Source organism: Nocardia sp. NPDC059154 (genome assembly GCF_042755705.1).
Taxonomy (GTDB): Bacteria; Actinomycetota; Actinomycetes; order Mycobacteriales; family Mycobacteriaceae; genus Nocardia.
On the sequence record NZ_JBHZCS010000012.1, the window covers coordinates 56552 to 77916 of the forward strand.

Below are 21365 nucleotides of genomic sequence, written 5' to 3' on the forward strand. Positions count from 1 at the left end.
ACGGCCGGGTGTCAGCGCACCAGCACGTCGGAATCGGCGGGCAGCCCGTCCACCGGCCACCAGCGCAGGTCGGTCGACTCCGAACTGCGCACCGGCACAGCGCCTTCCGGTGCCTTGATCTTGAACAGCAGGTCCAGGTGCCGGGTCGGCACGCCCAGCGAGCAGGTGATGGGGTGCGCCTGCGCGCCGTAGAGGCCGGGCTCGAGCACCAGCCCGTCGATGCCGGACTCCTCGGTCGCCTCACGGAAGGCGGCCGCCGCGACCGAATCGTCGGATTCCTCACAGTGCCCGCCCAATTGGATCCAGCGGCCCACCCGCGGGTGCAGGGTCAGCAGCACCTCGCGCTCGTCGTGGGAGAACACGATGGCCGAGGCGGTGATGTGCCCGGCCGCGTGCTCGCGCAGGCAGCCGCGCGGCGCGGAACCCAGGAAGGCCAGCATGGCCTCCCGGATGGAGCACTCCGGACCCGTTGCCGGGGACCAGGTCTCCAGCAGCTCGGTCGCCGATTTGTGCAGCGACTCCGCGCTCACAGCTCGACCAGCCCGAGGCCGGGCTCGCGCGCCTCGCGCGGCTCGATCTCGTCGAGCGGGTACCCGATGGCGATGGCGCCCAGCGGATTCCAGTCCGCCTCCAGACCCAGCACGTCGCGGGTGACCTCGGGCGCGAAGATGGTCGACCCGATCCAGCAGCTGCCCACGCCCCGCACGGCCAGCGAGACCAGCAGGCCCTGCACGGCCGCGCCCACCGCGACGGTGAACATGGTCTGCTCGGCGGCGCGGCGGCGCTCGTCCGGATAGTCGTGCGCGCCGTCGGGCACGCAGAACGGGATGATCATTTCGGGGGCGTCGAAGAGGATGCGGCCGCGCGCGACCCGCTTCTCCACGCTCTCCGGGGTGCGGCCGTCACCGGTCAGGTCGGTGCGCCACTTCTCGGCCATGGCCTCGAGCAGCTGCTCGCGCAGGCCACGCTTGCGGACCCAGACGAAGCGGACCGGACGGGTGTGGTGCGGCGCGGGCGCGGTGAGCCCGGCGGCCACGGCCTCGCGAATGAGCTCCGGCGGCACCGGCGTCTCCGCGAACCGGCGCACCGAACGCCGCAGCGGCACCGCCTGTTTGCGGCCGAGCTCGACGGATTCCCCGGTGCCCAGCCAGAACAGATCGTCCTCGCCGCGCCGCAGCAGATCCCCGGCGGTGGATCCGTCGTCGGTGTAGTCGAGCCCGCGCACCACCGCGACCGGGACGCCGCCCAGCTTGCCCTTCACCAGGTCCGCGGCCGCGGCCAGCTCGTCGGCCACCGCGACCAGGGTGACGTGCAGTTCATTGCCCTGCCCGTCGACCGCGCCGTCGTAGTCGTGCAGCACCCGGATGCCCGCCGACCCGATGGCGGCGTCGATCTGGCCGTTGCGCCAGGCCCGGCCCATGGTGTCGGTGATGACCACGGCCACCTGCACGCCCAGGCGGTCGGCCAGCGCGGTGCGCAGCGCCTTGGCGCTGGCGTCCGGATCCTCCGGCAGCAGGACCAGTTCGCCCTGTTCCACATTGGAGCCGTCGACTCCGGAGGCGGCCTGCACGATGCCGAGCCGGTTCTCGGTGATGAGGGTGCGGTTCTTGCGCGCCAGCACGCGCACCGACTCGTCGAGCACCAGTTGCCGGCGTGCCGCGTCGCGTTCCTCGGGGTCGCTGGGCACGGTCACGATGCGGCCCTCGGCCTTGGCGACGATCTTGCTGGTCACCACCAGCACGTCACCGTCCTGGAGCCAGGGCGCCTGTGCCGCGATGGCATCGGCGACATCGTCGCCCGGGCGAAATTCCGGCAGGCCCGGAATGGGCAGGATGCGCAGTTCGCCGCCGGACGCGTGATCGCCCAGCGCTTCGATGGAATCCGTTGTCACGGTTTGACTCCCGCGATGTCGAGGGCTTCGCGAACCATCTCGGCGGTCGCGGCCGGGTCGGTCATGAGCAGTGGCACGCTCCGGACTTCGACGCCCGGAATGTCGGCGGTGTCGCCGGTGTGCACGAGCCAGCCGTCGAGAATGCCGGTGCTCGAGCGCGCGCCGTAGTAGGTGCCGACGGCCTCGGCGGAGGTTTCGACGCCGATCACCGACAGGCACTCATCGGCCATGCCGCGCAACGGTTTTCCGCCGATCACCGGGGACAGTCCGATCACCTTGGCATCGGTGGTCCGCAGTGCGCCCCGAATGCCCGGAACCGAGAGGATGGCGCCCACGCTCACGACGGGGTTCGACGGAGCGAGCAGGATCACATCCGCTGAACCTATGATTTCGATCACACCCGGGGCTGGTTTCGCAGCATCTGCCCCAATAGTCACGAATCCATGGGTCTCTACGTTCGCCCGGTATCGAACCCACCACTCCTGGAAATGGATCGCGCGGCGTTCGCCAGGGTTCTCCGGGTCACCGATTACGACATGTGTTTCGCATCGGTCGTCGGTTGCCGGAAGCAGTTTCACACCCGGTTGCCACCGATTGCAGAGCGCCTCGGTGACCGCCGAGAGCGGGTATCCCTGGCGCAGCATTTCGGTGCGAATGAGATGTGTGGCGATATCCCGGTCGCCCAGCCCGAACCAATCGGGCTGAGCCTTGTATTTCGCCAGCTCCTCCTTGGCGCTCCAGGTCTCGTTCGCGTGCCCCCAGCCCCGTTCGGGGTCGATGCCGCCACCCAGGGTGTACATGCAGGTGTCCAGGTCAGGACAGATGCGCAGCCCGTGCATCCACACGTCGTCGCCGACATTGACGATGGCCGTGGTGTCGGCTCCGGGCAGCAGTTCGCGCACCCCCGTCAGGAACCGCGCGCCGCCGACTCCGCCGACCAGGACGGCGATCCGCAGGCCGGTGCCGGGCGCGGTGTCCGCTTGTTCTCGAGTCACATCCGCACAGCCTATGCGTTCGAAGCGGAAAGTCGTCCCGCAGCTCATTTGCTGTGAATTTGCTATTTGAACTGCGGGAACGCCTCCCGACGGGGTCGCAGATGGTAACGGAATCGCTTCGGCAGCTTGACCATCGCCGCTCCCGGCGTGTCTAATCACAGGCATGTCATTCCGGGTCCGCGTGAGAGTGCAAGGCGCGGACGGGTTTTCGAACAAGCGTTCGCACGGAGTGACGCCAAGCTCGGGGATGGCCGCGGGACTACGCCGCGGTGTTGGGCCGTCGGTGGGATCGGCTCCGGCGGATTAATCATTCTGCGCTAACACACAGTGAGGAGGCGGAGCGATGGCCGAAGAGCTGGCCCCGTCGGGCATTCCGGGCGGTGTATCGCAAACCGATTCCACGACTGGCGCAGCACCTGACTTCTGCGCCGACGATCGGAACGGATACGAGGGGGGTGAACCGATGACGACTGCGCGACCGGGGGGCGGACAGTGGGCGCGAGCCGCCTACCAGCCCGAACCGCCGCGGCTGAGCCTGATCGTCACCGGTGCCGAGGATATGTACGACACTTTCTCGCGCGGCGGTCGCATGATGACCGAGGCCGAACAATGGCAGGAACGGGCGCTGTGCGCCCAGACCGACCCGGAGGCGTTCTTCCCGGAGAAGGGCGGCTCCACCCGCGAGGCCAAGCGGATCTGCATGGGCTGCGAGGTCCGCGACGAGTGCCTCGAATACGCCCTGGCCAATGACGAGCGCTTCGGCATCTGGGGCGGACTCTCCGAGCGGGAGCGCCGCCGCCTGAAGCGGGGCATCAGCTGACTCCCCCGCCTCTCCGAGCCTTCAGCGGGCGGCTTGGGAGCCGTTGACCGCTGGCAACCCGTGCCGGCGGTTGGGTACCGAAACTACCTTGGACGTACCCGGCGAGTTACCCCGAACATACGAAATCAATTGTTGCGAAACGTAGTTCGGGGTATGCGGTTGCATTCTGACTACTCCGGGTCGGGATCGATGATGTCGGGTTCCACACCCAAGTAGGTCGCGATCTGTTGCACGAGGACCTCGCGCAGCAGGTCGACCAGGTCGTCGGGGTCCCCGGCACGGAGCTCCAACGGCTTGCGGAACAACACGACGCGGGCGCGGGTGGCCATGCCGTAGCGGTCCACACCGGCCGGGATAAGGCGGGAGAGGGGCACCGGGCCGTCGGCCACCACCTCTTCCGGCCAGGTGACCGAATCCGGGTGCAGCGGACGGATTTTCGGCACGTCGTCGACGGCGATGTCGAGCTTGGTGAGCTGCTCGTGCCAGCGGGTCTCCAGCGGCGCGAAGGCCTCCAGCACCAGACGGTCGAACTCCTGGCCCCGGGTGCGCCGGGCGGGCACGGTCGGTGGCAGCATCGGCCCGCGCACACCCCGCCCGCGGCGGATGACCGACCGCGCGGTGGGCGGTCGCCTCTTACGTGAACGGGTCATACCTTGAATCTAACCCTTACCCCGGGCGGGTGTGAGCACCCGCCTCGCCGGGCCGCCCGGCCGGTGCGGCGGCCCGCCGCGACGGCATTCCGGAGACCCGGCGACCGCATTTCCGAGGGCCGTCGCGACGCGCCCGCGGCTCGAAAGCGCACAGCTACCCGGGGCCCTCGTGGCACGAGTGAGACGGGCTTCATTGAGCGTGTCTGTGTCCACGAGGGCGTGAGGGGGGTTACCCTGCATGGCGTGATCCCCATGCGTCGTTGCTGCCGTCCAGGCTGCAAGAACCCGGCCGTCGCGACGCTGACCTATGTGTACTCCGACTCGATGGCAGTCGTGGGTCCGCTGGTCACGGTGGCGGAGCCACACTCCTGGGACCTGTGTGAAACGCATGCTTCCCGAATCACCGCGCCCAAGGGATGGGAGTTGGTCCGCCACGAGGGCGGGTTTTCCTCCTCGACCCCGGACGACGACGATCTCACCGCGCTCGCCGAAGCCGTCCGCGAGGCCGGATTGCGCCGCCGCACACCGGAACCCGATCCGCGCGGCTACACCGACTACGCTCCCGCCCCGCAGCGCCCGACCCGCGCGGGTCGCACCGGCAGACGCGGCCATCTACGCGTCCTACCGGACCCGCCGGACCGCCTCTCCGAGACTTGAGCGGGCGGCTATGAGCCGTGCTCCATTGACATTCCGTGCCGGCGGTTGGGTGCCGCCGGCAATTCTGGACGTACCCGGCGAGTTACCCGCGCCTCACGAAATCAGTTGTCCGGTTGGCAAGGGTCGGGGGAAGTCTCTCATTGTCGCGGTCAGCTACTAGGGTGGTGCGCATGACAGTCGCCCGGTCCGCCGAGTCCGTTCAAGCAGTCATCAAGGCATACGATGTTCGCGGAGTTGTCGGCGAACAGATCGACGCGGACTTCGTCCGGGACGTTGCCGGATCCTTCGCACGGCTGATGCGCGGCGAGGGCGCCCGGCGCATCGTGATCGGTCACGATATGCGCGACTCCTCACCGGAATTGGCCGCCGCCTTCGCCGACGGCGTGCTCGCCCAGGGACTCGATGTGGTGCACATCGGCCTGGCCTCCACCGACGAGCTCTACTTCGCCTCCGGCCACCTGGACTGCCCCGGGGCCATGTTCACTGCCAGCCACAATCCCGCCAAGTACAACGGCATCAAGCTGTGCCGCGCCAAGGCGCTGCCGGTCGGTCAGGACACCGGGCTGGCCACCATCAGCGAGGAGGTCGTCGCGGGCGTCCCGGCCTTCGACGGGCCGCGCGGCACCGAGACCCGGGAGGACCTGCTCTCGGCCTACGCCGACTTCCTGCACAAGCTGGTGGACCTGAGCGGTTCGCGCCCGCTGCGCATCGCGGTGGACGCCGGCAACGGCATGGGCGGCTACACCGTGCCCGCCGTGCTGGGCACGCTGGCGCAGTACACGGTCGAGCCGCTGTTCTTCGAACTCGACGGCAGCTTCCCCAATCACGAAGCCAATCCGCTGGATCCGAAGAACCTGGTGGATCTGCAGGACCACGTCCGCAAGACCGGCGCCGACCTCGGCCTGGCCTTCGACGGCGACGCCGACCGCTGCTTCGTGGTGGACGAGAAGGGCGACCCGGTCGCGCCGTCGGCCATCACCGGCCTGGTGGCCGAGCGCGAGCTGACCAAGGAACCGGGCGCGACCGTCATCCACAATCTGATCACCTCCCGGGCGGTGCCGGAGCTGGTGACCGAGCTCGGCGGCACCCCGGTGCGGACCCGGGTCGGCCACTCGTTCATCAAGCAGCAGATGGCGGCCACCGGCGCGATCTTCGGCGGCGAGCACTCGGCGCACTACTACTTCCGCGACTTCTGGGGCGCCGACTCCGGCATGCTCGCGGCCCTGCACGTGCTGGCCGCGCTGGGCGAGAAGGACCGGCCGATGTCGGAACTGGCCTCCGCCTACGCGACGTACGCGGCCTCCGGGGAGATCAATTCGACGGTGGCGGATGCGCAGGAGCGGACCCTGGCCGTACTCGAGGCGTTCGGCAAGCGGGCGAAATCGGTCGATCGGCTGGACGGCGTGACCGTGCAGCTGGCCGACGGCGCGTGGTTCAACCTGCGCGCCTCCAATACCGAACCGCTGCTGCGACTCAACGTCGAGGCGCGTTCGCAGGATGAAGTAGACGCACTCGTAACCGAGATCCTGAGCATCGTCCGCGCCTGACTGGAATAGTGGAATCACAGAGCTTGGATTCACCAGCGTCTGGTGACCCGATGAGGGGAGGTGGCAACGCCCGATGATCGCTGGGACACCGGTAATCGACCTCGATGACGTCGCCTCGCTGGAGGCGGCGGACGCCGGGGGTGTACTCCGCTCCGCCGCGTCGGGGGGAGCCCAGGTAAGGGCAACCGCCGCGGCACTTTCCGAAGATGCGCTGACCCGACTGACCGATCTGCGGCCCCGCAGTCTGGTGCTGGTGTCGGGCAGCGGGCGCGCCGCACGCGCGGCGTCGCTGTTGATCGCGGCCCTGGGCGACCGCACGAGTATGCCGCTGGTACCGGCGACTTCGATCCCGCCGTGGGTCGGGCCGCTCGACGTGGTGCTGGTGGCGGGCGACGACGCGGGTGATCCGCGGCTGGCCGAAGCGATGGACCGAGCACTTCGACGGGGTGCCGAAGTGGTCGTGGCCGCGCCGGACGAGGGACCCATCCGGGCGGCCGCCGCCGGGCGCGCCACCATTCTCGCGCCGCGGGTGCGGGTCCTCGACCACAACCGCATGCTGCGCTATCTGGCCGCGGGCCTGGCCGTGCTGACCACCATCGACCCGCACCGCATCGGGCCGCTGGTGCCCGAATTGAACGCTCTCGCAGACCTGCTCGACGAGGAGGCGCTGCGCGACGGACCGCAGCACGAGGCCTTCCACAATCCCGCCAAGACCCTGGCCACCCGCATGCAGCAGCGCAAGCGCCTGGTGCTGGCCGGTGATTCCGGCGCCGCCACCGTGCTCGCCGAGCACGGCGCCGAGGTGCTGCTGGCCACGGCCGGGCACACCGCTACCGCGGTCACGCTCTCGGAAGCCGTTGCGGCGCACGGCCGGCTGGTCGCCGCCGCCGGGGTGGCCGCCCCCGGATTCGATCCGCTGTTCCACGACGAGCAGCTGGACGGGCCGGCGCCGGTGGAGCAGGTGCGGGTGTTCGTGGTGAGCGCCGATCCGGACGAGGTGAAGGTGCGCCGGCGATTGGCCGTGTTCGGTTCCGACGCCGGGCTGGTCGACACCGACCTGATCACCGTGGACACCGAGGTGGCCACCGCAGCCACCGTTGCCGCCGAGGCGGCGGGGCAGACCGCGCCCGCCGTCCAGGGTGGTGAGCTGGAAAAGCTTGCGGTACTCGCACTTCGGCTGGAGATGGCGGCCGCCTATCTCCGACTACTCGGTTCCCGCCCGGCCACCGGACCGGGACGCTACGACGGGGGCAATTACTAGTGCACGAACTCGTTGGTGCGCTGCGTTCCTACGCTTGGGGTTCGCGCACCGCGCTCGCTCAGCTGTGCGGACGACCGGTCCCCTCCGCGCACCCGGAGGCCGAACTCTGGTTCGGCGCGCACCCCGCCGATCCGGCGCGGGTGCAGATCAACGGGCACAGTGAATCCCTGCTGGAGCTGGTCAGCGCCGACCCGCAGCACGAACTCGGCCCGGTGGCGGGCGAATTCGGCGGACGGCTGCCGTTCCTGCTGAAGGTCCTGGCCGCCGAGGAGCCGCTCTCGCTGCAGGCGCATCCCAGCGTCGAACAGGCCCGGGCCGGGTTCGCGCGGGAGAACCACAACGGGGTCGCCATCGACTCCCCCATGCGCAACTACCGCGACGAGAACCACAAGCCCGAACTCGTGGTGGCGCTGCACCGTTTCGAGGCGCTGGCCGGATTCCGCGATCCGCGCCAGACCGTGCGGCTGCTCAATGCCCTGGACGTGCCGGAACTGAGCCAGTACGCCGAACTGCTTGCCGCCCAGCCCGACTCGGCGGGGCTGCGCACGCTGTTCACCACCTGGATCGCGCTGCCGCAGGGCAGTCTGAGCATGCTGCTGCCCAAGGTGCTCGACGGCTGCGTGCGGTATCTGTCGGAGGCCCGAAGCGGCGGCGCGGGCAAGGAATTCGTGGCCGAGGTGCGCACGGCGCTCGAGCTCGCCGAGGCGTATCCCGGCGACGCCGGGGTGCTGGCGGCGCTGCTGCTCAACCGCATCACCCTGGAGCCCGGCGAGGGCCTGTTCCTGGACGCCGGGAATCTGCACGCGTACCTGCGCGGGGTCGGCGTGGAGATCATGGCCAACTCCGACAATGTGCTGCGCGGCGGCCTCACGCCCAAGCACGTGGATGTGCCGGAGCTGCTGCGGGTGCTGGACTTCGAGCCGCTGGACCTACCGGTCGTGACGGCGGAGCGGGTGTCGGACAGCGTGTTCCGCTACCACACACCCGCGGCCGAATTCGCGCTCAGCCGTTTCGAACTGGCCGCGGGTGCCGAGCCGGTACCGGTGCTGCAGTCGGGGCCGGGGATCGCGCTGGTCACGCACGGGCGGGTGAAGCTGTCCCAGGGCAATCACGAGCTGATCGTGGAACGCGGGCGCGCGGCGTGGATCTCGGCCGCCGACGGCGGGATTCGCGCGCAGGCGTTCCCGGTGGACGAGGATGGCGACGGGGACGCGGACGGCTCGGCGCAGCTGTTCTGCGCGGCCGTCGGCGAGGAGTGACGCCCGGGCTCTAGTAGGCTCTCCCGGTCAAAGACGTTTAGGACAAAACGGACATAGATTCGGGAAGGGGCGATTCATTGTCTGCGGGCGGCGGTAAGAAGGCCATCCTGGCGGCGCTGAGCGCGAACGCCGGTATCGCGGCGGCCAAATTCGTGGGTGCGGCGATCACCGGATCGGCGTCCATGCTGGCCGAGGCCGTGCACTCGGTGGCCGACACCTCCAACCAGGGGCTGCTGCTGCTCGGCCAGCGCCGCGCGGAACAGGAGGCCGACCAGCTGCACCCGTTCGGCTACGGGCGCAACCGGTACTTCTATTCGTTCGTGGTCGCGCTGGTCATCTTCGCGCTCGGCTCGCTGTACGCGATCTGGGAGGGCATCCACAAGATCCAGCATCCCGAGGAACTGTCCAACCCGATCGTCGCGATAGTCATCCTCGGCCTCGCCATCTGCCTGGAGGGCTTCAGCTTCATCACCGCCATGCGGGAATCCAAGCCGCTCAAGGGCAATTCGAGCTGGTGGCGGTTCATCCGTAACTCGCGCAATCCGGAGCTGCCGGTGGTGCTGCTGGAGGACTCGGGCGCGCTGATCGGCCTGATCTTCGCCTTCGCGGCCATCAGCCTGACCATGATCACCGGCGATCCGGTGTGGGACGGCGTGGGCACCCTGGCCATCGGCCTGCTGCTCGGCGTCATCGCCGTCATCCTCATCATCGAGATGCAGAGCCTGCTCATCGGCGAGGGCGCGACGCCCGAGGAGGACGCCGCGATCCGCACCGCGCTGGTCGACGACCGCCGCATCGACCGGGTCATCCACCTGCGCACCCAGTATCTGGGTCCGGAGGAAATGCTGGTGGCCGCAAAGGTTTCCATCGTGCCCGGCCTGACGATCGCCGATATCGCCACCGCGATCGACGACGCCGAGGCGCGGGTGCGCGCCGAGGTCCCGGCCGCCCGGGTCATCTACCTGGAGCCGGATCTGTATCGGACACACTCCCCCGCCTCCCCGAGCCTTTAGCGGACGGCTCAGGTGCCGTTGACAGTTGGGAACCCGTGCCGGCGGTTGACGGCCCAACCGATTTCGGAGGTACCCGACGAGTTACCCCGACCGGCACGAAATCAGTTGTCACTTATCGATCGGCGAGGCGGATGACGAACCGCAATCCCGACCAGGTGTCGTCGATGGCGGCGACCTTGTTGTCGACCAGCCCCTGAGCCAAACCGTATTCCCGAGCGGCGTTCTCACCGAGATCGGTGGGCACGCCGCTCGCCTTCTTGGGCCAGGCCAGCCACAGGCCGCCGGCGACCGCGAGCCGCTGCCGCCACCCGGGGAACCGGCGCGTCGGGGTGGCGCGGTCCGGACAGAACCCGAGGATCACGTCGTAGGGCCCGGCGCCCGCCCGGCGATGCACCTCGACCCCGCCGGGCAGTTCACCCAGCTCGAAACCCGCCGGCGCACCGGCCAGCAGCACCCGGCTCTCGGCCTTGATGCCGAGCTTGCGCGGCAGGGGCGTCCCCGAATATCCGGCCATGCCCCGGAGCGTAGCAATCAGATGCGCCAGTGGTCGGTGAGTAGTTCGAGAGGGTCGGTGCGGACGTCGAATTCGGTGCGCAGGGTGTGGCGGGCGGCGTAGTAGCCGTTCATGCCGTGCACGCCCGGGCCGGGCGGGGTGGCCGAGGAGCACAGGTAGACCCCGGGTAGCGGGGTCGAGTACGGATTCCAGCGGGGCGCGGGGCGGAAGACGGTCTGGCGCAAGGTCATCGCGCCCGCCGAGATGTCGCCGCCGATGTAGTTCGGGTTGTGGGCGGGCATGGTGGCGGCCGTGCGGACATGGGTGGCGAGAACGAGGTCGCGGAAGCCGGGGGCGAAGCGTTCGACCTGGGCGGTGACGGCCTCGGTGAGATCCTCGGCGGAACCGTTGGGGACGTGGGCGTAGGTGTAGAGGGTGTGCTTGCCCTCCGGGGCCCGGGTCGGATCGACGACGCCGGGCTGGATGGCCAGCACGTAGGGGCGGTCGGCGTGCCGCCCTGCGGCCACCGCCTTTTCGGCGGCGACGGCCTCGGCGCGGGTGCCGACCAGGTGCAGGGTGCCGGCACGATCGCAGCCGGTGGCCTGCCACGGCACGGGTCCGGCGAGCGCGAAGTCCACCTTGCAGGCCGCGCCGCCGTAGCGGAACCTGTTGAGCGCGAAGTTGTATCGGGCGGGCAGGGTCGCGATGCGCTGGAGTTCGGCGGGCGCGACATCCAGCAGCACGGCCCGGACCTCGTCGAATTCGTCGAGGGAATCCACGCGGTGGCCGGTGAAGATGCGGCCGCTATGAGTTTTCAGATCATCGGCGAGCGCGTCCACGATGGCCTGGCTGCCGCCGCGCGGGACCGGCCAGCCACTCACATGGGCGAGGGTGCCGAGCAGCATCGCGACGCCCGCGCCCGGCACACCGCGCGGGGGCCGGATGGCATGCGCGGCTATGCCGGTCAGCAGGGCGGGCGCGATGTCCTCGCGAAAACGCATGTTCCACAACGGCGTCGACTGTTCGAGCAGCCGGCGGACGAAGCGCAGTTCGATGCCCGGATCCAGGTGCAGCAGGCCGGCCGGGTCGATCGGCGGATGCCGCAGGTCCGACATGGCCAGCCCGACCAGGTCCTCCCACTTGCGCACCAGCGGGCCGAACAGCCGCCGCCAGGAACCGCCGTCGCGCCCCAGGCCGTCGGCGGTCCGGTCGAGATCGAGCCAGGCCAGACCGGCGTGCCCGCCGTCGAGCGGATGGGCGTAGGAAACCTGCGGGGTGAGCAATTCGACGCCGTGCGTCTTCAGATCGAAGGCCCGGAAGACCGGGGACGCCACCGCCATGGGATGCGCGCCCGCGCACAGGTCGTGGTGGAAGCCCGGCAGGGTCACCTCACCGGTGCGGCAGCCGCCGCCGATGTGGTCGGAGGCCTCGTACACTTCCACCTCGAGCCCGGCCCGGGCCAGGATCACCGCCGCCACCAGCCCGTTGGGCCCGGATCCGACCACCACCGCGTCAGCCATGAATTCAGCGTAGGCCGGGCACGGCCGGTGGTGGCGTAACCATGGGGTCAGTCACCGCGAACCCATTGCGCGACCAGGATTTCCAGCCGCTGGTCCCGGAAGCCGGGCCGCAGGCGGCCACTGCGATCCAGGGTGGCCAGCCCGTGCAGGCTGCTCCAGCCGACCTCGGTGAAGGTCTCGGGGTCGTGCGGCGGGGCGAAGGGGGCGAAGGTCTGCAGCAGCTCGCCGAAGGCGTCCTTCAACGCCTGCGGCGCCTCGGGGCCGAACTTCAGGTCGGTGTGCAGCAGGAACATGGCGTCGTAGAGGGCGGCGCTGTCTCGGGCGAAGTCGAGGAAGCCCTGGGCGACCGCGCGCAGCGCCTCTTCCGGGGTGGCGGCGGACGCCCGCAGTTGCTTGACGACCGCGCCGAATTCGGCGCAGCCCGCCTCGGCGACGGCCGACACGATGGCGTCCTTCCCGGCGAAATGGCTGTACAGGACGGGCTGGCTGTATTCGATGCGTTCGGCGAGCTTGCGCACGGTGACCGCGTCCCAGCTGTCGGTCTCGGCGATCTCGCGGGCGGTGTCGACGATGCGCTGCCGGCGCTCGGCACGCTCACGTTCCTTACGGGTCTGGATGACGCTCATGAGGAAACTCTAGCACCGCTAGACAAACTACCGACGAATGGGATAGCGTTGCTTCATCAGTTAGCGACGCTAGAATTTGGAGCACCGGACATGATCACCTCGCGCCTCACCTCCCGCATCGCCACCACCCTCGCCGTCGCCGGAGCCGGCTTCATCGGCTACATCGGCTTCCGCTACCTGGCCGACCCGCAGGCCATGGCGCCCACCTTCGGCATGCGGGTCTCCCCCACCGGCGAAGCCGCCGACTTCCTGAACGTCAAGGGTGTCCGCGATGCGGCCTGCGCGCTGCTCATCGTGGCCCTGCTCGCCGCCCGCGAGCGGTACGCACTGGGCATCGTCATGCTGGTCATGGCCACCATCCCCACCGGCGACATGCTCACCATCCTGCGCCACGACGGCTCGACGGCCACAGCCTTCGGCGTCCACGGCGTGACCGCCGCCCTGGTCGCCGCCACCGGCCTGCTCCTGGTGAACGAGCGCACCGCCACTGCAGGACGCGCCATCACCGCATGACCCGCGTCACACCGCGATGAATTCGCCCGCGCCGCACCGTCGATCCCTTCGACACCACAGCGCAAGGAGATGATCATGGCGACCACCAAGCCCCACGGCCCGGCCTCGTACTTCCCCTCCATCGAGGCCAAACACGGCCGCCCCGCGGACGAATGGTTCGCCGTACTGACCGCCTCCGGCCGCACCGGCCACAAGGACCTGGTCAACTGGCTGAAGACCGAACACGAGCTGGGCCACGGCCACGCCACCGCCCTGGTCCAGTTCCACCTCAACCCCGGCAAGTGGGAGCGCTGACCCGCCCCTACCCGGGAAGGTCACGCACCTCGGCCACCAGCAGCGGCGCGAGGGACACCGCGGCGAAGGCGAGTCCCCCCACCAGCGCCACCGGCGACGCACCGAAGCGGGCGGCCAGCGGCCCCACCATCAGCTGCCCGACCGGGATCGCCGCATAGGACAGCAGATCGCCGTAGGCGGTGACCCGCGAGAGCATGTCACGCGGAACATGCTGCTGCAGTGAGACTTCCGAAGCGATATCGAGGGCAGTGAAGCCCACTCCGGCCAGGAAGGCACATCCCAGGAGCATCGGCAGACCGGCTCCGAAACCCAGTGCCAGCAGCCCGAATCCGCCGAACACCCCGAGCAACTGCCCGGCGCGCAACAGATATCGGAACGTGAGCCGATACATCAGCGCACTCATGGCGAGCAGTCCGAGCGCCCGCACGCCGAGCACCAGTCCCCAGGCCGCGTCCCCGGCCCGGTGCTGGGTCAGCGCCGGGCCGAGGATCTGCCAGACACCCGTATACAGCAGGTTGATCAGGCAGAACGACACCGTGATCACCCACACCCAGCGGATGCCCCGGAAGGTCCGCCACCCGGCCCGCAGCTCCCGCCACAGCCCGGCACCCGGCTGGGCGACCGCCGGGGCGAGCCGCAACCGGGTCAGCAGCATGGCGGCGACGAGGAAGCTCGCCGCGTCGACCGCGATCGCCCAGCCCCCGCCGACCGTGGCCACCAGCACCCCCGCCGCCGTCGGCCCGAGGATCTTGGTGGCATTGCGGGTCCCCGCCAACAGCGAATTCGCCCGTTGCAGCGCATGATCCGCCACCAGTTCCGGCACGATCCCCCGCAACGCGGGCGCGGCGAATGCACTCGCGGCCCCATTGAGCAACTCCAACCCCGCGATCACCGGCAGGCTGTAGTGCCCGCCGATCAGCACCGCGGCCACGGCGGCCTGCGTCACCCCCGCACACAGATTGGCCCCTACCAACACCGCCCGCCTGGACCACCGATCGGCCACCACGCCACCGACCAACAGCAACCCGATCTGCGGAATCACCTGCGCCGCAAGCACAATCCCCAGATCCCCCGCCCGCCCTGAAACCCCCAGCACCGCGAGCGCCAACGCCACCGGCGTCATCGCACTCCCTGCCAGCGAGATCGCGCGGATCAGCAGGAACCGCCGGAACGGCGGCGACAGGCGGGGCTGAACGGAAAGCGAGACCACGCTCCGATATTCATCGGGCGGGGCTCGCTAGGCTAACGCTTCGGAGAAAGGCGAAACATGACCTTGCTCAGATTGAACGCGGTCGCGCTGACCCGGTGCCGCTTCGCCCTGTCACCCCTGGCCGAAACGCTCGGCACGCTCATCGCCCTGCAGCGGCCGAACACCGATCCGGCCTACTCGGACCGGCACGCCCGCCTCCGGCCCACTCTTTCGGAATGGCTGGACCGTGATCCGGTGGCCGCCGGGCTGGTGCCGCTGGTCGCCGCCACCAAATGGTTCCCGTCCTTCGTCGCCATCCCGCCCACCGGTGGGATGAACACCCGTCTGGCCGACGAATTGGCCGCGGTCGCAGCCTATTCCGATGATCTGGTGCGGGCCGAGGTCCGCGATTCACTGACGGCGTGCTGGGCAGAACCGGACACCGGCTGGCTGACGCTGGACAATCTGGGACCGCGCATCGCCGCCGTTTTCGAGCACGCCTGGACCGCACTGGTCGCCCCGGATTGGGCGCGCCGGCGCGCGATCCTGGACCGCGACATCACCTTTCGCGCCGGACTGGTCGCCGACCACGGCTGGCACGAGGCCATCGCCTCACTGCGCGCCAAACCCATCTGGTCCGCTGCCGAAACCGCCATCCGCTTCAGCAACCAGGACTACCCCGACCTCGACATCACCGAGGAAGGCCTGATCTTCGTCCCCCGCACCACCCCGGGCGGCTGGTGGACCTGCGACAACCCACCCGCCTACGCCCTGGTCTACCAGGCCCGCGGCACCGCCGCCCCCGCGCCTGCCCCCGATTCCGACCCGCTCGCCACCCTGCTCGGCCCCGGCCGCGCCCGCGTCACCCGCGAACTGACGGCCCCCGCCACCAGCACCCAACTGGCAGCCCTGCTCGACATCTCACTCGGCACTGTCGGCGCCCACCTCGCCGTACTGCGCGACGCGGGCATCATCGCCGGCGCCCGCACCGGCCGAAATGTCGTCTACCGTCTCACGCCGCGCGGCGAATCCCTGCTGGCCGCACTCGCTTCGGAGTAATCACCGTCCGCGATCGGACGTTATCGTCGCCCGCGATCGACACTGTATGCCGACCACGACGTGGCGAATGTCGAACTGCCGGAACGTGATCGGCCGTCCACCTCGGGAGGTGGACGGCCGATCGAGGGGCTTCGTGGGGTCAGACGTCGGTGGAGAAGCGGATGCCGCCGTCGGGGATGTCGACGCCGGGCCAGATGCGGGCGCCGCGGAGGAGTTCGCAGCGGGCGCCGACGTTGGCGCCGTCGCCGATGACGGCATCGCGGACCAGGGCGCGCGGGCCGATCCGGGCGCCGAAGCCGATGATCGAACGCTCCACGGTGGCACCGGCTTCCACGCGCGCGCCGTCGAAGAGGATCGCGCCGTCGAGGCGGGCGCCCGCGCCGACCTCGGCGCCGCGGCCGACGACCGTGCCGCCGATGAGGAGGGCACCGGGGGCGATACCCGCACCGGGGTGGACCAGGGATTCGCCGCGCTGGCCCGGCAGAGCCGGGGACGGGGCGATGCCGCGGACCAGGTCGGCCGAGCCGCGGACGAAGTCCTCGGGGGTGCCCATGTCACGCCAGTAGGAGATGTCCACGTGGCCCTGGATGTGCGCGCCCTCGGCGAGCAGCGATGGGAAGGTCTCCCGCTCGACCGAGACCGGACGGCCGGCGGGGATCTTCTCGATGTACTCGCGACGGAAGACGTAGCAGCCCGCGTTGATCTGATCGGTCGGCGGATCCTGGGTCTTCTCCAGGAATGCGGTGACCCGGCCGTTCTCGTCAGTGGGGACGCAGCCGAAGGCGCGGGGGTCGCTCACCCGCACCAGGTGCAGGGTGACGTCCGCGCCGGAGGTGTGGTGGGTCTCGAGGACGCTGCCGAGGTCGGTGCCGCCGAGTACGTCGCCGTTGAACACCAGGACGGTGTCGGCGCGCAGCTTGGGCAGCACATTGCGGATGCCGCCGCCGGTGCCCAGCGGTTCGGTCTCGGTGACGTATTCGAGCTCGAGGCCGAGGTCGGAGCCGTCACCGAAGTGCTCCTCGAACACCTCCGCCTTGTAGGAGGTGCCGAGCACCACGTGGGTGATGCCGGCATCGGCGATGCGGGCCAGCAGATGCTGCAGGAACGGCAGTCCGGCCGTGGGCAGCATCGGCTTGGGGGCGGACAAGGTCAGCGGACGCAGGCGGGTGCCCTGGCCTCCGACCAGGATCACCGCGTCCGTCGACCCGGCGGTACTACCGCTGTTCGCCATCTTCTCCCCTGTTGTCAGGTTGTCAGGAATGCGCGCCCGCGATGTTAAACACTCTCGTTTCGATCACGTTCGCGCAGTGCGGATCGAACCGCAAGCCGGCATCGGATCGCAAGTCCAGCCTTCAGCGCGATGCGCAGCGGAGCCTGCCACCAGTGCGGATGCCGGTCGGCCTGGAAACGATAGGCGCTGGCGTGGTGCGCGGGCAGCATGGTCTCCGGGTGACGACCCGCGGCATGCCCCTTGGCATGCGTGACCTCAGCGGACGGCACGAAGACATTGTGCCAGCCGGCCTTGCCCATCCGATCACCGAAGTCGACGTCCTCCATGTACATGAAGTAGCGGGAGTCGAAACCGTCGATGGAGTCGAAGGCGGCCCGGCGCACCAGCAGGCACGAGCCCGACAGCCAGCCGACCGAACGCTCGGAGATCTCCTCGTTGTCCTGGCGGTAGCGCAGGGTCCACGGGTTCTTGGGCCAGATGCTGCCCAGGATGGCGTGGCCGGCGCCGTCGGCGATGCCGGGCACCGAGCGCGCGGAGGGGTAGGTGCTGCCGTCCGGCTCGAGCACCATCGGGCCCAGGGCCCCGGCGCGCGGCCAGCGGCGGGCCGCGGCCAGCAGCTCGTCGATGGAGTCGGTGCCCCAGCGCACGTCCGGGTTGGCGATGACGATGAATTCGATGTCCGGGTCGATCTCGGCGACCGCGCGGTTGATGGCGCCGCCGTAGCCGATATTGCCGCCGGTGCGCAGCAGGCGCACATGGGCGTTGGCCTCGGCGGCCATTTCCGGGGTGCCGTCCACCGAGCCGTTGTCGGCCAGGATGACCTGCGGCTTCTCACCGGTAGCGGTGGCCAGCGTGCTGATGAAGTGTTCCAGGTGCTCGCCGGGCGAGTAGGTCACCGTGACGACGGCCAGCTGCGGTTTTTTCTCCGCAGCGGGGGGTTGTCCGACAGAATCCGAGGGGCTCACGGGGGCCCAGGATAGTCGGAGATGGCGGTCAGTGCGTCGTTCAGTGCCTGCTTCCAGTGACGCAGTGGCGACAGGCCCGCGGCGGCCCACGAATTGCCCGAAAGGACCGAATATGCCGGGCGCGGAGCGGGTCTCGGGAAATCCTCGGTGCCGCAGGGCAGTACGCGTTCCGGGTCCGCGCCGAGGCCGGCGAAGACGGCCCGGGCCAGCTCGAACCAACTGGCCTGTCCGCCATTGGTGGCGTGCAGGATTCGGGGTGTAGTGGGATTGCCGGGCCGGGACGCCAGTTCCAGCAGGCCGGCCGCCAGATCGGGCGCGTAGGTGGGCGACCCGATCTGGTCGCGCACCACGGTGATGGTGTCGCGCTCGCCTTCCAGCCGCCGCATGGTGGCCACGAAGTCGGCGCCCGCGCCGGTGTAGACCCACGCGGTGCGCACGATGTCCGCCTCGGGCGCGAACTCCAGAACCGCTTGCTCCCCAGCCAGTTTCGACCGTCCGTAGACCGTTGCCGGTCCGGTCGGATCGTCCGGTTCGTACGGGTGCGTGCCGGTGCCGGGGAAGACGTAGTCGGTGGAGACGTGGATCAGCCGCGCGCCGTTCTCGGCGCACACCCGGGCCAGCACGCCCGGCCCGGTGGCATTCACCGCGAAGGCGGCGTCCACGTCGGTCTCGGCCCGGTCGACGGCGGTGTAGGCGGCGCAGTTGATCAGCACGTCACCGGGATTCACCAGCTTGCGCACGGCATCGGCGTCGGTGATGTCGAGATCGGTGTGGGCTACGCCACGTGCGCCGGGCGCGAGCGTCATCACCGCGCGCCCGAGCTGACCGCGCGCCCCCGTCACCAGCAGTGGCGCGGAATCCGGGCGCGGTCGGCCGGTGGTCGGGCTCACGTCATGGGCGGTCACGGCTGTCAGTCTGGCACGGACCCCGCACGACTCACGGAGCCGGCGATACCGCAACATCACCGCTACCGCCACTAGCCTGACTGGCGGGGGCCTTCCCATCGACGCGACCTCGCTCATCGGGGTCCGCTCGGCCGAAGACGCGAAAGGGAGATCGGGTTGCCGGACCGCACCTGGGCATCCGCGCCGCTATCGCCGCGATCCGGTACGGGATCGCGCGAGCTATGGGGCGGCGGTCCGGGCCGCATGGTGGCCGCCGTGATCTCGGTGCTGGTGCTGACGGTGACCGGATTGGGCTGGCACAGCGTGGATCAGCTGGTGGCGGGCATCGAGCGGATCGGCAATCTGGGACTCGGCGGCGACAAGGCCGACGGCGCGACCGACATCCTGATGGTCGGCATCGACTCCCGCACCGACGCCCACGGAAACTCGCTCACCGCCGATGAATTGGCCATGCTGCACGCCGGCGACGACGGCGAGGGCGGGCTCAACACCGACACCATCGTGCTCATCCGGGTGCCCAACGACGGCAGCTCGGCGACCGCCATCTCCATCCCCCGCGACTCCTACGTCGACATCCCCGGGGTGGGCATGGGAAAGATCAACTCCGCCTACGGCGTCACCAAGGCGACCACGGAGCAGAAGCTGATCGACAAGGGCGCCAGCCCGGCCGAGGCCGATCGTCAGTCGACGGAGGCCGGGCGGCAGGCGCTGGTCAAGACGGTGGCCAACCTCACCGGCATCACCGTGGACCACTACGCCGAGATCGGGCTGCTGGGGTTCGTGCTGCTCACCGATGCCGTCGGCGGCGTCGAGGTGTGCCTGAACAATCCGGTGGACGAACCGCTTTCGGGCGCGGACTTCCCCGCCGGGGAGCAGAAGCTCGATGGCGCACACGCTTTGAGCTTCGTGCGTCAGCGCCACCAGCTGCCACGCGGCGACGTGGACCGGATCGTGCGTCAGCAGGTGTACATGGCGCAGCTCGTGCACCAGGTGCTCAGCGCCAAGACGCTCACCAGTCCCAGCCGGCTGAAGGATCTCAGCGATGCCGTCGGCCGCACCGTCGTGCTCGACGACGGCTGGGATGTGATCGGCTTCCTGCACGAGCTGCAGGACCTGTCCGGCGGCCAGGTGAAGTTCGAGACCATCCCGGTCAAGGACCTCAACGGCTGGACCGACAACGGCCAATCCGTGGTCCGGGTGGATCCGGCGGCGGTGCACAAGTACGTGGCCAAGGCGGTCGGCGACGCCCCGAGCGAGGGCGGGGTGGACCCGTCCACGGTGACCGTCGACGTCTACAACGCCTCGGGCACCGCCGGCCTCGCCGCGCAGGCGGCGCAGGCGCTGGCGGCCAAGGGTTTCCGCACCGGCACGGTGGACAACTGGATCGGCGGCCCGATCCAGAGCAGCCGGGTGCTGGCGGCCTCGAGCGGCGACGACAAGGCGCGGGCGGTGGCACAGGCGCTGGGCGGGCTGCCGGTGATGGCGGAATCAGGACTGCCCCAGGGGGCGATTCGCGTGGTGCTGGCGACTGACTACGCTGGTCCGGGTTCGGCGACCGGCAGCGCCACCTTCGACTTCTCCGGAAGCAGTACGACCGCGACGCCGGTGCCGCCCGCCCCACCCATCGACGCCGGTACGAACGGACCGAAATGCGTGAACTGAACGAGACCCTCACCGAAGCGGTACTCGACCCCATCCTCGCCCGCGACCCCGCGGGCCCGCGCATCACCTACTACGACGACGCCAGCGGCGCGCGGATCGAGCTGTCCGCGCTGACGCTGGCCAACTGGGCGGCCAAGACCGCCAATATGATTCGCGACGAATTCGGGCTGTCCTCCGGCGCCCGGGTCGCGGTGCTGCTCCCGGCGCACTGGCAGACCGCGGCCGTGCTGCTGGGCTGCTGGTGGGCGGGTGTGGAGGTGGTGCTGCACGCCGATCCCGACGCCGAGCTGGCGCTGGTCACCGCCGACCGCATCGACGAGGCCGACGGGATCGCGGAGGTCGCCGCCCTCTCCCTGGATCCGATGGGCATGCCGGTGCGCGATCTGCCGATCGGCGTCACCGACTACGCCACCTCGGTGCGCGTGCACGGCGACCAGTTCCATCCGCGCGGCATCGGCTGCGCGCTCGACGGCACCTCGGTCTCCGCAGTCCTCGACGAGGCCCGCAAATCCGCTGCCCGCCAGGGCTTCACCGCCGAGGACCGGGTGCTGTCGACCGCGTCCTGGGACACCCCGGCCGAACTCGTCGACGGGTTCGTGGCGGTGCTGGCCGCGGGCGCCTCGCTGGTCCAGGTCGCCAATCCCGACGCGGCCGCCCAGGAACGCCGCCTGACGTCGGAGCGGGTGACCGCCCAGCGCCGCTGAGCACGCCTTTCCGAGTACGGCCCTCCTACCGCGGTAGGAGGGCCTTTTCCCTCCTCAGGATGTTTCTCGTCCGCGGCGGTTTCCGTACGGTGGAATCATCCGACGACGAGG

Annotated in this window: 22 protein-coding genes; 11 read left to right on the forward strand and 11 right to left on the reverse strand. The window is 69.8% G+C overall.

Annotation, left to right across the window (positions count from 1 at the left end; translation table 11 throughout):
- Positions 1-11: 11 nt before the first annotated feature.
- The 3 genes from ACFXN1_RS13300 to cofD are packed head-to-tail and all read right to left on the reverse strand — an operon-like array spanning position 12 to position 2847.
- Positions 12-530, reverse strand: coding sequence for an NUDIX domain-containing protein (locus ACFXN1_RS13300; RefSeq protein ID WP_354833929.1), 519 nt, complete (start codon positions 528-530; stop codon positions 12-14).
- On the reverse strand, positions 527-1891 hold the full coding sequence (locus tag ACFXN1_RS13305; protein WP_379444857.1) for a coenzyme F420-0:L-glutamate ligase: 1365 nt from the start codon (positions 1889-1891) through the stop codon (positions 527-529). Before ACFXN1_RS13305 ends, ACFXN1_RS13300 begins: the two co-directional genes overlap by 4 nt.
- Positions 1888-2847, reverse strand: coding sequence for a 2-phospho-L-lactate transferase (gene cofD / locus ACFXN1_RS13310; RefSeq protein ID WP_379394370.1), 960 nt, complete (start codon positions 2845-2847; stop codon positions 1888-1890). Before cofD ends, ACFXN1_RS13305 begins: the two co-directional genes overlap by 4 nt.
- Before the next feature lie 598 nt (positions 2848-3445).
- Between cofD and ACFXN1_RS13315 the strand changes: the two genes are divergently transcribed.
- On the forward strand, positions 3446-3706 hold the full coding sequence (locus ACFXN1_RS13315; protein ID WP_354834123.1) for a WhiB family transcriptional regulator: 261 nt from the start codon (positions 3446-3448) through the stop codon (positions 3704-3706).
- 170 nt (positions 3707-3876) lie between these two features.
- Here the strand turns inward: ACFXN1_RS13315 and ACFXN1_RS13320 are convergent, their stop codons facing one another.
- Entirely contained in the window at positions 3877-4356 is a 480-nt protein-coding gene (locus tag ACFXN1_RS13320; protein WP_354833925.1) for a metallopeptidase family protein, read from the reverse strand.
- 252 nt (positions 4357-4608) lie between these two features.
- On the opposite strand from ACFXN1_RS13320, the gene ACFXN1_RS13325 reads away from it, so the two are divergent.
- The 5 genes from ACFXN1_RS13325 (at position 4609) to ACFXN1_RS13345 (ending at position 10093) form a co-directional block, all read left to right on the forward strand.
- Positions 4609-5013 carry a DUF3499 domain-containing protein gene (locus ACFXN1_RS13325; protein WP_379394368.1) on the forward strand — a complete coding sequence of 135 codons (405 nt, stop codon included), beginning with the start codon at positions 4609-4611 and terminating at the stop codon, positions 5011-5013.
- A gap of 170 nt (positions 5014-5183) precedes the next feature.
- Positions 5184-6560, forward strand: a complete 1377-nt coding sequence (locus ACFXN1_RS13330) for a phosphomannomutase/phosphoglucomutase (protein ID WP_379444855.1) — start codon at positions 5184-5186, stop codon at positions 6558-6560.
- 73 nt (positions 6561-6633) lie between these two features.
- On the forward strand, positions 6634-7821 hold the full coding sequence (locus ACFXN1_RS13335; protein WP_379394218.1) for a tobH protein: 1188 nt from the start codon (positions 6634-6636) through the stop codon (positions 7819-7821).
- Positions 7821-9080 (forward strand): mannose-6-phosphate isomerase, class I, encoded by a 1260-nt coding sequence (gene manA, locus ACFXN1_RS13340; RefSeq protein ID WP_379444854.1) that lies wholly within the window; start codon positions 7821-7823, stop codon positions 9078-9080. Before ACFXN1_RS13335 ends, manA begins: the two co-directional genes overlap by 1 nt.
- A 77-nt stretch (positions 9081-9157) precedes the next feature.
- Positions 9158-10093 (forward strand): cation diffusion facilitator family transporter, encoded by a 936-nt coding sequence (locus tag ACFXN1_RS13345; RefSeq protein ID WP_379394214.1) that lies wholly within the window; start codon positions 9158-9160, stop codon positions 10091-10093.
- A 112-nt stretch (positions 10094-10205) separates the two neighbouring features.
- Here the strand turns inward: ACFXN1_RS13345 and ACFXN1_RS13350 are convergent, their stop codons facing one another.
- From ACFXN1_RS13350 to ACFXN1_RS13360, 3 genes are read right to left on the reverse strand one after another with little or no spacing between them, the layout of a single operon-like run.
- Positions 10206-10607: a DUF3052 domain-containing protein gene (locus tag ACFXN1_RS13350; RefSeq protein WP_379444853.1), complete on the reverse strand. Its 402-nt coding sequence runs from the start codon at positions 10605-10607 to the stop codon at positions 10206-10208.
- Positions 10608-10624: 17 nt separating this feature from the next.
- Positions 10625-12106, reverse strand: coding sequence for a phytoene desaturase family protein (locus tag ACFXN1_RS13355; RefSeq protein WP_379394210.1), 1482 nt, complete (start codon positions 12104-12106; stop codon positions 10625-10627).
- 47 nt (positions 12107-12153) lie between these two features.
- Entirely contained in the window at positions 12154-12732 is a 579-nt protein-coding gene (locus ACFXN1_RS13360; protein ID WP_379444851.1) for a TetR/AcrR family transcriptional regulator, read from the reverse strand.
- 90 nt (positions 12733-12822) lie between these two features.
- Here ACFXN1_RS13360 and ACFXN1_RS13365 point away from each other — a divergent pair, with 90 nt between their 5' ends.
- On the forward strand, positions 12823-13245 hold the full coding sequence (locus ACFXN1_RS13365) for a DUF4267 domain-containing protein (protein WP_379444850.1): 423 nt from the start codon (positions 12823-12825) through the stop codon (positions 13243-13245).
- Between the two features lie 75 nt (positions 13246-13320).
- Positions 13321-13539: a DUF4287 domain-containing protein gene (locus tag ACFXN1_RS13370; protein WP_379444849.1), complete on the forward strand. Its 219-nt coding sequence runs from the start codon at positions 13321-13323 to the stop codon at positions 13537-13539.
- Between the two features lie 7 nt (positions 13540-13546).
- Here ACFXN1_RS13370 and ACFXN1_RS13375 read toward each other — a convergent pair whose 3' ends face one another.
- Positions 13547-14749, reverse strand: a complete 1203-nt coding sequence (locus ACFXN1_RS13375; protein WP_379444847.1) for an MFS transporter — start codon at positions 14747-14749, stop codon at positions 13547-13549.
- A gap of 57 nt (positions 14750-14806) precedes the next feature.
- On the opposite strand from ACFXN1_RS13375, the gene ACFXN1_RS13380 reads away from it, so the two are divergent.
- A complete protein-coding gene (locus tag ACFXN1_RS13380; protein ID WP_379444846.1) occupies positions 14807-15787 on the forward strand; it encodes an ArsR/SmtB family transcription factor in 981 nt (326 codons plus the stop codon).
- Positions 15788-15926: 139 nt separating this feature from the next.
- Here the strand turns inward: ACFXN1_RS13380 and ACFXN1_RS13385 are convergent, their stop codons facing one another.
- The 3 genes from ACFXN1_RS13385 to rfbD are packed head-to-tail and all read right to left on the reverse strand — an operon-like array spanning position 15927 to position 18897.
- Positions 15927-17018, reverse strand: a complete 1092-nt coding sequence (locus ACFXN1_RS13385) for an NDP-sugar synthase (RefSeq protein WP_354833902.1) — start codon at positions 17016-17018, stop codon at positions 15927-15929.
- 44 nt (positions 17019-17062) lie between these two features.
- A complete protein-coding gene (locus ACFXN1_RS13390) occupies positions 17063-17983 on the reverse strand; it encodes a glycosyltransferase family 2 protein (RefSeq protein WP_379394200.1) in 921 nt (306 codons plus the stop codon).
- Positions 17980-18897 (reverse strand): dTDP-4-dehydrorhamnose reductase, encoded by a 918-nt coding sequence (gene rfbD, locus ACFXN1_RS13395; RefSeq protein WP_379445501.1) that lies wholly within the window; start codon positions 18895-18897, stop codon positions 17980-17982. Before rfbD ends, ACFXN1_RS13390 begins: the two co-directional genes overlap by 4 nt.
- A gap of 234 nt (positions 18898-19131) precedes the next feature.
- Here rfbD and ACFXN1_RS13400 point away from each other — a divergent pair, with 234 nt between their 5' ends.
- Together ACFXN1_RS13400 and ACFXN1_RS13405 are read left to right on the forward strand one after the other, a co-directional pair.
- Complete coding sequence (locus ACFXN1_RS13400; RefSeq protein WP_379445503.1) at positions 19132-20550, forward strand: LCP family protein; 1419 nt, start codon at positions 19132-19134, stop codon at positions 20548-20550.
- Entirely contained in the window at positions 20538-21254 is a 717-nt protein-coding gene (locus tag ACFXN1_RS13405; protein ID WP_379445493.1) for a TIGR03089 family protein, read from the forward strand. The genes ACFXN1_RS13400 and ACFXN1_RS13405 overlap by 13 nt, the downstream gene beginning before the upstream one ends.
- The last annotated feature ends 111 nt before the right edge of the window (positions 21255-21365 follow it).